Below are 12254 nucleotides of genomic sequence, written 5' to 3'. Positions count from 1 at the left end.
AGTTTAAAATACTGCTGCTTAGATAAAGATAAAAACAGGTAGGGATACTCTGTACAAGTGTACTAAAGAGGGTGATCAATATGTGGGAAAAGGTGATTTCCTACATGCCACATTGGCAAGTTTTTTTACAAGGCTTTTTAGCGTTTTTTATTCCATATTTAATTTATAAATTGTTCCATGTTTTTTTATTTGTTAATAAGAGCAATGGCAAAATTGAGATGAAAGAAAATAGTGAACAAGTTGAGATGGTACACATACCTATTCAAGAAACGTTAGAGCAATTTACAGGAGATTTTAATAAAGATCTTTTACAAATGAGGAAAGAACTTGGCCATAATTGGGATATTCATTTTAGAGAATTTCAAATAGGAAATACGGATAATCGTGCAGCGATCGTTTTTCTTAAAGGATTATGCGATAAAGAATTAATTGACAAACATATTTTGAAATCATTAATGAATGGACATACAAAAAAGTCGTCTGTTTTAAGAGGTCATGAATTACAACAATCAATTAGAAATGAAATCCTACCAGTGAGTGAACTGCTAGAGGAATCGAAAGTCATGAAAGCTGTTGGCAAAGTATTAACTGGTTCCACTGTATTAATTGTGGATGGCATACAGAATGTATTTATCATTGGTACGGCACATGGCAAAACTCGAAATCTTGAGGAGCCTGTTTCTGAAGCAATGGTACGTGGACCAAGAGTGGGCTTCACGGAAAAATTAAGTGTGAATACCTCTTTATTAAGACAGCATGGTGAGAATCGAAATTTATCGATTATCGAGATGGAAGTAGGCGAACGTACGAAAAAAGAGTTGGTTTTAGCCTATATAGATGAAATTGTGCAGCCTAATCTTGTAAAAGAGGTGAAGGAACGAATTGAAACAATCCATTTGGATGATGTTGCTGAATCAGGATATATTGAGCAATTGATTGAGGATGATTACCTCAGCCCATTTTCGCAAGTGCAGAGTACCGAGCGTCCTGATCGGGTTATTGCTGCTTTACTAGAGGGACGAGTCGCAATTCTTTTAGATGGAACTCCCTTTGCATTAATTGTGCCAGTCACGTTTAATATGCTACTGCAATCACCAGAGGATTACTATGAACGTTGGTTATCGAGCTCACTTATTCGCTTGCTTCGCTATTTTGCTGCAGGCATCTCTTTATTTGCCCCATCCCTGTACATTGCTTTTGTATCGTTTCATCAAGGTTTAATTCCCACTAAACTAGCGCTGTCCATGATGGCAACAAGGCAGGGGGTACCGTTTCCAGCATTGATTGAAGCCCTCATTATGGAAGTCGCTATTGAGATATTACGAGAAGCAGGACTTCGTCTACCGAAGCCGATTGGTCCGACAATGGGGATCGTTGGAGGGCTTGTTATTGGAGAAGCCGCCGTACAGGCAGGAATTGTGAGTCCAATCATGGTCATTGTGGTTGCATTAACAGCAATTTCCTCTTTTGCTATCCCTCAATATAATGCTGGTATCACGCTAAGAATGCTACGTTTTGTGGCGATGTTTTCCGCAGCTTTATTTGGACTATATGGCATCATTCTATTTTTCTTATTCCTTTGCAGTCATTTGGTAAAGCTAAAGAGCTTCGGTGTATCATATTTGAGCCCAACTATTCCGTATCGAGCAGGTGATTGGAAAGATTTTATGGTGCGAATGCCGTTAAAGATGATGAAGCATCGTCCTAGATTGTTAAAGCCAAAAGATTCGGTCCGCAAAGGGGAATAAGAGAAAGGGAGCAAAACAGCCATGAACAGCAGTATGAAAGATAAAATAACGACGTCACAAGCAGTTGTTATTATTATTAACTATATTCTTGCCACTGGGATTCTTACTTTACCTCGTGCATCTGTAGAAAAAGTTAAAACGCCAGATGTTTGGATTAGTGTATTTTTAGGTGGAGTCGTTGCAATGATTGCAGGTGTAATCATTGTGAAGCTAAGCCAACAATACCCTGACAAAACATTTTATCAATATAATCAAGATATCATAGGGAAGTGGTTAGGCTGGTTTATAAGTGCGTGTGTAATTGCCTACTTTTTTACCATTTCTGCCTTTGAAGTTCGCATCATGGCTGAAGTAACTTCTCTCTTCTTATTAGAAGGAACCCCCACTTGGGCGATTATTTTGCCTTTTTTATGGGTTGGACTTTACTTAATAAGCGGTGGCATCAACACAATCGCTCGTTTATTTGAAATCATTTTTCCTATTACCTTTGTTATTTTTTTACTTGTGGCCTTTTTAAGTTTAGGGATTTTTGAAATCGATAATTTGAGACCAGTACTCGGTCTGGGCGTTGTTCCGATGTTAAAGGGAATAAAAACAGCGACACTAGCATTTTTAGGGCCTGAAATTATGCTACTACTTGTGGCATTTATGTACCCCTCAGATAAATCAAAAGCTGTAAAGGTTGTACTGGCGGGTATAGCCATACCCTTGCTCTTTTATGTCATCACGGTTGTGATGGTCATTGGTGCTCTATCCATTGAGGGGGTTTTGACAAGGACTTGGCCAACAATTGAATTAATGCGAAGTTTTGAAATCCCTGGTTTAATTTTTGAACGCTTTGAGTCATTTCTTCTTGTAATTTGGATTATGCAAATCTTTGCTACCTTTACGATTACTTATTATGCCGCTACTTTAGGATTAGCCCAACTGTTTAAGAAAAATATGCATCCCTTCTTATATGGGCTACTTCCGATTATTTACATTATTGCGATGACACCTAAAAATATTAACGATCTATTTACATTTGGCGATAAGATTGGTCATGCTGCATTAATTTTATTTGGTGTAGTACCGATAACCTTACTCCTTATTTCGAAATTGAAAGGAAAGAAAGCATGAAGCGAATACAGTGTTGTGTACGTTTACTTCTAGTTGCAACGGTAACCTTACTTCTTACTGGCTGTTGGAGTAGTAAAGAGATTGAGGATTTAGGCCTTATTGTAGGTACATCATTGGATTTAGAAACGGGTGATGTTTCCTCTGAAGAGCAACAAGATGCTAGGTATGCAAACAGACAGTTGCTAACAATTACCAATCAATTTGTTACGTCAGAGACTACGGTTTCTGGAACAAAAGAGGGAGCATTGCCAGAAAAAGCGTATAAAAATGTTTCTGAGACAGGTGATGCGGTGTTACCAACTTTACGAAATATGCTGTTAAAGGTTGATAAACGTTCCTTTGCTGAACATTCCAAAGTAATTATTATCGGTGAGGAATTAGCTAGTACTATCAATCTCCAACAAACGTTGGATTTTTTTCTAAGAGAATTAGAAATACGGCCGAGTGGACTGCTCTTTATTGCTCAGGATCAGGCAAGTCAGGCACTTGAAACAAATGAACCAACTAAAATTCCTGCCTTTCAATTAGTAGAAATGATGGAGGGACATGAAAGGACGACAAAAATTTTGCCTCCAATGACCGTAGCCAAACTAGAGGGGAAGCTGTATTCAGACTCTAGCTTTTTATTGCAAAATGTGAGTACGGAAAATGGAGAAGTAAAATTTGCAGGCGCTGCTATCATTGAAGGAAAAACCAAAAAGCTACGAGGATTTTTAAATGAGAGTGACCTAGAAGGAATTGCATGGATGTCTGGCGATGCGAAAGGTGGCCTTGTCAAAGGCTTTGATGAGGAGTCAGGAGCACCTATTGTGTATGAAATTATTTCAGCTAAAAGTAAAATTATTCCACATGTGAAAGGGGATCAAATCTCCTTTACGATAAAAATTCAATCAGAAGGAAGAATTGCTGAACATTGGGTTCTCTCCGATAAAGCATTTGACAATCAATTTTTGAAAAAAGCAGAGAAAGTATTTGAAAAAGAGATAGAGCGATTAGTGAGGAAAGCACTAGATAAAACGCAACATGAATTTCAAACAGATGTTTCTGGGTTTGGCAATAAACTAAGAATCGATTACCCGAAAGTATGGCAAAAAAGAAAAAAAGAATGGGATCAAACGTTTAGTGAGCTTCCTATTACATGTGAAGTGAATGTTTCCATTAAGGATTATGGCACGTCAGGTGATTAACATCGTTAATCATCTTTTTTTCTGTCCATTTAGTCTATACTGAAAGGTAAGGACATATAGTAGATATTCGAAAAGATGGGGGATAAAAGACATGCAATATACTATTCAATCAATCGCTACCGTTCGTAACAAACGGCAAATGTTAAAAGATGATCATTGGGGAGAGATTATTTCAACTATTGAACTTGCTGATCATATCCAAGAGGCGTCCTTAAAAGGAATAGAAGATTTTTCTCATCTAGAAATTATTTTTTATTTTGATAAGGTTACAGACGATCAAATTCAATATGAGGCAAGACATCCGAGAAATAATCATGACTATCCAAAGGTTGGCATTTTCGCACAAAGAGGTAAAAATAGACCCAATAAATTAGGAAGTACAATCGTTGCCTTGTTAGAGGTCAAATCAAGAGGATTAATCGTTCAAGGGCTAGACGCCATAGATGGCACACCTATACTAGATATAAAGCCTGTAATGAAAGAATTTTTACCTAAAGAGGATGTTAAACAGCCAGCGTGGTCAATAGATTTAATGAAGGCCTACTGGGGTAATAAAATTGTTAAAGCGAAGACAATTGTGGGTTACTAAAAAAGGGGAGTAGCGTGCTCCCCTGATTTTTTAAAGAATGATTCCTTCTTGATAAAGAATGCTAATGGCATGAGAGCGATTTTTGGCACGCAATTTTTTGATAGCAGATTTTACATATTGTGTAATGGTTAATTCACTTAATTGCATAACATCTGCTATTTCCTTTGTACTATCTCCCTGCGCTACCTGTCTCATTACCTCTAATTCACGCTTGCTCAGAAAGCCCTCTTTTTTGCTATTTCTAGCTTGTATGATAAGCTGTCCAATCATGTTTCCAAAGGTGGTCATGTCATCTAACAGCTTATCATTTATATCGATTTCCTCTTCTAATTGAGTACTACAAATATAGCCAAAAACATATGACCCAATGAAAATAGGTACAATTAAAAACGTATTATTTTGCGAGGGAATAGAATATTTCATACTGATATTTTTTAAATAGTCCATTCCTGTGCAAAATTTAGCCTTCTTATCTTCAATAGCAGCATAAATAATAGGGAAGCTACGAATCTCCTCACGAATTTCACCGATATGACTACCACCCGATTCATTTAAAAAAATGATTCCTTCTGCTACAAAGCCTATTGGAGAATACCTCAATAAATAGGCATCCTTGATAGGAAAAGCATCTAAATATACCTGCAAAATGTGTATCAACAGCTCTTCATGGTTGGCATAACTTTGTACTGTGTCGAAACGTTTTTGAATGGTATAAAGATTGGACATGACCTATCCCCTTTTTTAAGTATATACTACGCTTAAAATAAGGAATTTTCAATATTTTCTGTAAGTTGTAGTATTTAAGCTAAGTAAAGCCATATTTCTCTATTTTGGCGTAAGGAGGAGCAACAGGTGAGTAGTCAAACAATTAAAGAGGTGGATGCAGTTGTTCTAGGTGCTGGGTTTGCAGGTCTGTATATGCTACATCAGTTGAGGAGTAAAGGCTTTTCAACCATTGTATACGAGGCTGGAGATGGTGTAGGTGGTGTTTGGTATTGGAATCGTTATCCTGGTGCTAGATGTGATATTGAAAGCATCTATTATAACTACACATTTTCAAAAGAATTATATGAAGAATGGACTTGGACATCTAGATTTCCAGAGCAAGCGGAAATATTACGCTACTTAAATTACGTAGCCGATCGTTTTCAATTGCGATCAGATATCCAATTTAACACAAGAGTCACTGCAGCTCATTTTGATGAAAAACAACATAAATGGATGATTCATCTAAACGATGGGCAGTACATTTTAACAAGGTACTTTATTACAGGAATAGGCTGTCTATCTGCAGCAAATGTTCCTAACATCCAGGGGTTGCAACAATTTAACGGAAAATGGTATCACACGGGGCATTGGCCACATGAAAAGGTTGATTTTACTGGGAAGCGTGTAGGAATTATTGGGACAGGCTCAAGCGGAATTCAGGCAATACCTGTTATTGCAAAAGAAGCAGAGCAGTTAACGGTGTTTCAACGCACTCCACAATATACGATTCCCGCTCGTAACCATGCATATGAAGAGGACTTTATCAAAGAAACGAAGAAAAATTTTGAAGCGATAAAACGTTCCATGAGAAATTCGGTTTCAGGTACACCTTTTGCACAAAATCAGCAATCTGCAATGGAAGAACCTGATGATAAGAGGCAGGCGGTTTTTGAGAAAGCTTGGGCACAAGGTGGCTTTGCCTTCTCAGCTACTTATCATGACTTGTTAACGAATGAACAGTCCAATGAAAAAGCGGCAGAATTTATTCGCTCCAAAATAAGACAGATTGTGAAAGATCCTGTGGTTGCAGAAAAACTATGTCCTAAGTATATGTATGGAACGAAAAGACAGGTTTTAGATAGCAATTATTTTGAAACCTATAATAGGGAGAATGTTTTACTGGTTGATGTCAAAGAATCACCTATTCAAAAAATAACAGGAGAAGGTATTCAAACGGCGGATAACCATTTTGATTTAGAGATCATCATTTTTGCGACAGGCTATGATGGCATGACAGGGCCATTATTTAAGATTGATATCCGAGGAAGGAATGGCGTGTCATTAAAAGAGAAGTGGAAGGATGGGGCAGCTGTTCAAACCTATCTTGGACTCACAACAGCAGGTTTTCCTAATTTATTTATGATTACGGGACCAGAAAGCCCTTCTGTTCTCGTGAACATGCCGATTGCTATTGAGCAGCATGTCGAATGGATTGCCGAGTGCATGCATTATTTGCGTGAGCATGACATTGATCTTGTGGAACCAACAATAGAAGCAGAGGAAGCTTGGAGCACACATTGTCGAGATGTCGCTAATGCAACACTCTACGTCAAAGGTGATTCCTGGTATACGGGAGCCAATATTGAGGGCAAACCTCGAAGTTTTTTAATCTATCTAGGAGGATTTGATTATTACACAAAACATTGTAATGAGGTGGCTCAAAACAATTATGTAGGCTTTAAGTTAATGAAATTAAAATCAATATCATAGTTTGTGAGAGGGGAGCATATATCAATATGGAGCAACAAGTAGTCATTATTACAGGTGCTGGAAGTGGTATAGGAAGAGAGACTGCAAAATTGCTTGCCACTATGGGCAAAGCATTAGTTTTAGTGGATTTTGATGAAAAAAGTGGACAAGACACACTACATGCTGTTAAGGAATATCACCAACAAGCAATTTTTGTCCAAGCTGATGTTTCACAAAGCAATGATGTCAAAAAATATGTGGACGCTGCAAAAGAAACATTTGGCAGGATTGATGCTTTTATCAATAATGCAGGTGTTTTAAGCCCACCTACACTACTGGGAGATTTAGAAGAGGAAACGTTTGATAGAATAATCTCGGTCAATCTTAAAGGGGCGTTTCTCGGCTTAAAGTATGTATTAAAAGAAATGGAGCAACAGCAATCAGGTGTCATTGTGAATACATCCTCAGCAGCTGGTATACAGGGACAACCCTATCTAGGTGGTTATGCGGCAAGTAAGCATGGTGTAATTGGATTAACTAAAACGGCGGCCATGGAATATGGACCTAAAGGGATTCGAGTGAATGCAATTTGTCCCGGTGGCGTGATGACAAACATGACAAAGGGATTGGCATCGAGTCCAGAAGAAAATGGACCATTACGTAGATTAGCAGACCCTACTGAAATCGCAAATGTAATCGCTTTCTTAATTTCGCAGGAAGCTTCTTATATGAATGGTGCTGTCGTCCCAATTGATGGCGGTTTAACATCGTAAAAACATTTTAAATAAGAGAGGAAGGATTTTAATGGAACATCGTATTGATTCAGAACTAAAAGAAACGTTAGCAATTTTTCCCCCATTAGATTTGGATAATGTACAAGCTACAAGAGACGGAATGGCAGCCGTTGCTGTGCCAGCTTCAATTGAAGAGCACATCATAGTAGAAAATAAAGTCATTCAAGGGCCTGATAATAATGATTCTCTTCGTCTTCGTATTTATAAGTCAAAAGAGCAAAAGGAAATATACCCAGGCCTGCTATGGATTCATGGTGGAGGCTATGTCTTAGGAGCACCAGAGGGTGATGATGTGCTTTGTCAGCGTTTTGTCAATGAAGCGAATTGTGTTGTAGTATCTGTAGACTATCGACTTGCGCCTGAACATCCTTATCCAGCTCCGCTTGAAGATTGCTATACAGCGTTAAAATGGGTAGCAGATCATGCGGATGAATTAGGGATAGATCCTACCCGTTTAGGGATTGCTGGAGCAAGTGCTGGTGGTGGGCTCACAGCTGCACTTGCACTACTTACACGCGATCGAAATTATCCGAAGCTTAGTTTCCAAATGCCGCTCTATCCAATGATTGATGATCGCAATAATACCCCATCTTCATTAGAAATTACGGGACATATGATCTGGAACCACTCACTCAATCAAAAGGGATGGGAAATGTATTTGAATGGAGAAAATGGTAGCGACAATGTACCACCATATGCTGCCGCAGCTAGAGCGGATGATTTATCAGGTTTACCATTTACTTATACATGTGTTGGTCAACTTGATCCATTTCGTGATGAGACTTTACAATATGTAACCAAGCTATGTCAGGCTGGAGTAGATGTTGAATTCCACTTATACCCAGGCTGCTATCATGGCTTTGAGAGTATTGTTCCTACAGCCGCAGTCAGTCAAAGAGCTGTCACAGAGTATGTAGAAGCTGCTAAATATGTGTTACATCGAAATATTTCAGTGCCTTTATAAAAAATTTACGAAAATCCCGAAACCATAATCTACTCAGGTTTCGGGATTTTTTTGTTCAGCAAAATGATCTTTTAGCTAGTTTGTAATATCGTCTTTTAGGTTAAACTTTTATCGAGTGAAAGGAGGAGAAGATAAATTGTTACAATTTGATTCAAAAATTGTTGGAAAAGAGATAGGGTTTGGCTATTTACGAGATAAAATTGCCGATCGGGGTTTCACGATTGGCGGGAATTGGGAGTACTATAAAGGTAGCTTTGACTCGGTATTATGGAAAGAGGCAGGAGAAACTATTTATTTACGTGTCCCTTTTATCGTCACATCAGGAGAGCTTGATAATGAAGATGCTCAAATTCGTTTTCAAAAGCCATTTGTCATTAAGCATGTTGAGAATATTGGTCTAGATTATGATGAGGGCTCCTTACTAGATGCAACTGGTGCTAGTCAATTTCAAACTCCGCTTGATAAAGATGGATACATTCATGATAAAAGTAGATGGATTCAAGCAGGTGAACAAGCTGTGGAAGAAAAAGTACTACCATTTTTCATTCATTAGTTAGATAAATTTAAATAGCTGCTACAAGAAATTATATGTCTTTTATCCTTATTATTTTGGGAACATATAATCAAAAATATAAATAGAATTGTCGTAAGAATTTTCCAACATTATAATGATATTAGCACGTACTACTATATGAGGTGAGTTTATGGATAAAATAGCTATAGATGATTTTCAGCATTCCTATCAGAAATTGCACCAAGAACGACTCATCCATCGTAAAGAAGCCTTTCTAGAGGTGTTAGAGAAAACAAGAACATTTGGTGAAATAATCCTGTTTGAAAGTATAAAAAGTAAAAGAGGCGTCTAGGTGGCGTCTCTTTCTATTTTTCATAAATGAGAGGATGATTAATCATGAGACGTTACATACCTTTAATACTGCTAACGATGATTCTATGTGTTGCTTGTACGTCAACGAAGGATAATAACGATAATAGGTTAGAAAGTGAGGAAAATCACGCTATAGATGCCATGAATTCCTCTATCGAAATAATAGCAGATCAATTGCAGACACCTTGGTCGATTCAAAAAAGTGGAGATGTCTTTTATATAGCAGAAAGGCCAGGAAGTATTGTAAAGATTGCGGAAGGTGGCGTTGATAGGCAGCAGATTATCCTGAAAAAGGAGCTATCAACTGCTCCAGAAGCTGGTATGTTGGGATTTGTGTTAGCACCTAATTTTCCTACTAGTCAAGTTGCCTATGCGTATTATACGTATGTCGAGGAAGAGGAACAATTTAATCGAATTGTTACGTTAACGTTTAACGATAATAAATGGCTCGAACAGAATCTTATTATGGATCGAATAAAGAGTGGTACATACCATCATGGGGGACGTTTGAAAATAGGTCCTGACGGCAAGCTGTATGCAACGGTAGGAGATGCAACACAACCTTCTTTAGCACAGGATGTGGAAGCTTTAGAAGGGAAAATTTTGCGCATCAATTTGGATGGCACCATACCGAATGATAATCCTTTTCCTCAATCCTATATATACAGCTATGGACATCGAAATCCACAAGGCTTAACATGGTCTAATGATGGTACGATGTATGCCAGTGAGCATGGCAATGCAGGAAATGATGAAATTAATATCATTGAGAAGGGGAAGAATTATGGCTGGCCTCTTATTGAAGGAATGGAGAAAGAGCAGGGGATGATAACACCTCTTTTTACATCCGGTTCTTCTAACACATGGGCACCATCAGGCATTGCTATTGTAAATGATCAATTATATGTCGCTGCCTTAAGAGGCACAGCAGTCCTAGCTTTTGATATAAATAAGAACAAACACAATGAATTACTATCAGAATTTGGTAGAATTCGTGATGTCTTTGTGGATGAAAAATTTCTTTATTTTATTAGCAATAATACAGATGGTCGTGGAAATCCGCAACCTCAGGATGATAAACTATATCGAACGCCATTGTGATATAATATTTGAGAAAACATGGAATGGTAGGATGAATGGGGAGGACAAACATGGCAAACTATCTTAAGATCGCAGTAGCAATTGATTTCTCAGAACAATCATTAAAAGCATTGGATAGAGCGAATCAATTAGCAAAGGAACACAATGCTATTTTGCAATTGGTGAATGTCATTGATACAAAATCGTTTGGAGCAGTTTCAGCATATGACTTAAAATATGCCGAGGAATTGAAGAAGGAAAACATTCTTAAAATGGAAAAGCTAGAAAAAGAGGCATTACAGACAGGAGTCAAAGAGGTCGAATCCATTGTAGAAACAGGTTCACCAAAAGGCATTTTAACACAGTTACCTCAGGTTGATTTAATTGTTTGCGGTGCAACTGGATTAAATCGTATGGAGAAAATGATGTTAGGCTCTGTGGCAGAGAAAGTCGTACGTCATGCGCTTTGTGATGTGTTGATTGTTCGTTAGTTGTTAAAATAGTTGAGAGTAAAAGAACCTGCTTGTGCTAGTAGACAAGCAGGCTCTTTTTTTATTGGAATGTTTGAGCGTTATCAATAATGCTTTGAGGTATATCGATTGTTTTTAGATGATTAAATTCAGTATACGTAACGACTGATTTTGTATTCATTAACAATTCGTCACCTTCTACGGCCATTTTTAAGTCAAAATTCATATCCATTTTGTTCGTATCGAAAGTCTCTTTATCGATGTGTAGTACGTAGTTAATTTTTTCAATTGATAGTTGATCCATTGGATTTTCTTCTAGACCCATTTCTTGCATAGACTTATTAATCTCAGAATCGATTAGTTCTTTGAATTTATCGCCTTTTGCATCTAATGTAAGGACGTATTCATCATCCGTTTGTTCAAATGTAAAGTCCTTAATGAATTTTTTCAATTGTTCTAGCTGTTCCTTCGCATCAGCAGAAGCCGCCGTTTGATCTAATATAGCATCAAAGTTCTCATCAGGGAGCTTTAACCAGCTATCTGTTGTCGAATCCTTCATAAATAAGCCTGCATCTTTTTTCATATACATTTCAATTGGCATGTCCATTGTTTCTTTACCTTCATTCATCATATCAGGCATTGTCATAGATCCTGATAAATGCATTGCAAGTGGATCAACGATGATATCCATCTCCATTTTGGAGTCGATTGAAAACTCCATTGCTTCTTCACCAGACCCAACCTTTGTCACCTGTGTCATATCCATTTTAGCACTTGCACTTTGAATATCAGCCTGGCGATCTACTGCTTTGTCATACACTTGTTCTAAAGTGAGTTTGCTTTTATTAGTTGTGTCTTTCGTAGGCGTAGCGCTTGAATTACAAGCGGCAAGTGTCAACGCTAGTGTTCCGACTGCTAATACTTTAAAAATTTTCTTCATTACTTTCATCTCCTATTCTT

The 12254-nt window shown here is 37.7% G+C and carries 13 protein-coding genes; 11 read left to right on the top strand and 2 right to left on the bottom strand.

All coding sequences use genetic code 11. From position 1 onward, the window contains the following. The first annotated feature begins 218 nt into the window (after positions 1-218). The 4 genes from AC1RFD_RS11125 to AC1RFD_RS11110 all read left to right on the top strand — a co-directional run bounded on the left by AC1RFD_RS11125 (position 219) and on the right by AC1RFD_RS11110 (position 4643). Positions 219-1748: a spore germination protein gene (locus AC1RFD_RS11125; protein WP_427485193.1), complete on the top strand. Its 1530-nt coding sequence runs from the start codon at positions 219-221 to the stop codon at positions 1746-1748. Positions 1749-1769: 21 nt separating this feature from the next. After that, a complete protein-coding gene (locus tag AC1RFD_RS11120; RefSeq protein WP_048395089.1) occupies positions 1770-2867 on the top strand; it encodes a spore germination protein in 1098 nt (365 codons plus the stop codon). Beyond that, positions 2864-4054 carry a Ger(x)C family spore germination protein gene (locus AC1RFD_RS11115; protein WP_490761186.1) on the top strand — a complete coding sequence of 397 codons (1191 nt, stop codon included), beginning with the start codon at positions 2864-2866 and terminating at the stop codon, positions 4052-4054. The genes AC1RFD_RS11120 and AC1RFD_RS11115 overlap by 4 nt, the downstream gene beginning before the upstream one ends. A 91-nt stretch (positions 4055-4145) precedes the next feature. Further along, the gene (locus tag AC1RFD_RS11110; protein WP_054550007.1) at positions 4146-4643 is read left to right on the top strand and encodes an SAM-dependent methyltransferase; all 498 of its coding nucleotides are present in this window, start codon (positions 4146-4148) and stop codon (positions 4641-4643) included. Positions 4644-4673: 30 nt separating this feature from the next. Here AC1RFD_RS11110 and AC1RFD_RS11105 read toward each other — a convergent pair whose 3' ends face one another. Then, a complete protein-coding gene (locus AC1RFD_RS11105) occupies positions 4674-5369 on the bottom strand; it encodes a response regulator transcription factor (RefSeq protein ID WP_048395095.1) in 696 nt (231 codons plus the stop codon). Positions 5370-5495: 126 nt separating this feature from the next. Here AC1RFD_RS11105 and AC1RFD_RS11100 point away from each other — a divergent pair, with 126 nt between their 5' ends. The 7 genes from AC1RFD_RS11100 (at position 5496) to AC1RFD_RS11070 (ending at position 11315) form a co-directional block, all read left to right on the top strand. Then, complete coding sequence (locus AC1RFD_RS11100; RefSeq protein ID WP_081011006.1) at positions 5496-7121, top strand: flavin-containing monooxygenase; 1626 nt, start codon at positions 5496-5498, stop codon at positions 7119-7121. A 20-nt stretch (positions 7122-7141) separates the two neighbouring features. Next, a complete protein-coding gene (locus AC1RFD_RS11095; RefSeq protein WP_054550008.1) occupies positions 7142-7873 on the top strand; it encodes an SDR family NAD(P)-dependent oxidoreductase in 732 nt (243 codons plus the stop codon). Positions 7874-7904: 31 nt separating this feature from the next. Then, complete coding sequence (locus tag AC1RFD_RS11090) at positions 7905-8858, top strand: alpha/beta hydrolase (RefSeq protein ID WP_054550009.1); 954 nt, start codon at positions 7905-7907, stop codon at positions 8856-8858. Positions 8859-8994: 136 nt separating this feature from the next. After that, positions 8995-9411, top strand: coding sequence for a YugN family protein (locus AC1RFD_RS11085; RefSeq protein WP_054550010.1), 417 nt, complete (start codon positions 8995-8997; stop codon positions 9409-9411). A 151-nt stretch (positions 9412-9562) separates the two neighbouring features. Then, on the top strand, positions 9563-9724 hold the full coding sequence (locus AC1RFD_RS11080) for a hypothetical protein (protein WP_167444838.1): 162 nt from the start codon (positions 9563-9565) through the stop codon (positions 9722-9724). Positions 9725-9768: 44 nt separating this feature from the next. Beyond that, the gene (locus AC1RFD_RS11075) at positions 9769-10845 is read left to right on the top strand and encodes a PQQ-dependent sugar dehydrogenase (protein WP_048395103.1); all 1077 of its coding nucleotides are present in this window, start codon (positions 9769-9771) and stop codon (positions 10843-10845) included. A 50-nt stretch (positions 10846-10895) separates the two neighbouring features. Continuing rightward, positions 10896-11315, top strand: a complete 420-nt coding sequence (locus tag AC1RFD_RS11070) for a universal stress protein (protein WP_281216101.1) — start codon at positions 10896-10898, stop codon at positions 11313-11315. A 61-nt stretch (positions 11316-11376) separates the two neighbouring features. Here AC1RFD_RS11070 and AC1RFD_RS11065 read toward each other — a convergent pair whose 3' ends face one another. Next, positions 11377-12234: a DUF6612 family protein gene (locus AC1RFD_RS11065; protein WP_048395106.1), complete on the bottom strand. Its 858-nt coding sequence runs from the start codon at positions 12232-12234 to the stop codon at positions 11377-11379. Positions 12235-12254 lie beyond the last annotated feature (20 nt).

The organism is Lysinibacillus sp. GW823-FHT02G10, assembly GCF_058797135.1.
Note: the sequence above shows the minus strand (reverse complement) of the source record. Positions and strands in the feature narration are given on the sequence as shown.

Bases quoted from the DNA above. Each gene is read 5' to 3' on its own strand.
- AC1RFD_RS11080 (WP_167444838.1), top strand. From the start codon at position 9,563: ATGGATAAAATAGCTATAGATGATTTTCAGCATTCCTATCAGAAATTG.
- AC1RFD_RS11120 (WP_048395089.1), top strand. From the start codon at position 1,770: ATGAACAGCAGTATGAAAGATAAAATAACGACGTCACAAGCAGTTGTT.
- AC1RFD_RS11070 (WP_281216101.1), top strand. From the start codon at position 10,896: ATGGCAAACTATCTTAAGATCGCAGTAGCAATTGATTTCTCAGAACAA.
- AC1RFD_RS11075 (WP_048395103.1), top strand. From the start codon at position 9,769: ATGAGACGTTACATACCTTTAATACTGCTAACGATGATTCTATGTGTT.
- AC1RFD_RS11110 (WP_054550007.1), top strand. From the start codon at position 4,146: ATGCAATATACTATTCAATCAATCGCTACCGTTCGTAACAAACGGCAA.
- AC1RFD_RS11115 (WP_490761186.1), top strand. From the start codon at position 2,864: ATGAAGCGAATACAGTGTTGTGTACGTTTACTTCTAGTTGCAACGGTA.
- AC1RFD_RS11105 (WP_048395095.1), bottom strand. From the start codon at position 5,369: ATGTCCAATCTTTATACCATTCAAAAACGTTTCGACACAGTACAAAGT.
- AC1RFD_RS11065 (WP_048395106.1), bottom strand. From the start codon at position 12,234: ATGAAGAAAATTTTTAAAGTATTAGCAGTCGGAACACTAGCGTTGACA.
- AC1RFD_RS11090 (WP_054550009.1), top strand. From the start codon at position 7,905: ATGGAACATCGTATTGATTCAGAACTAAAAGAAACGTTAGCAATTTTT.
- AC1RFD_RS11125 (WP_427485193.1), top strand. From the start codon at position 219: ATGAAAGAAAATAGTGAACAAGTTGAGATGGTACACATACCTATTCAA.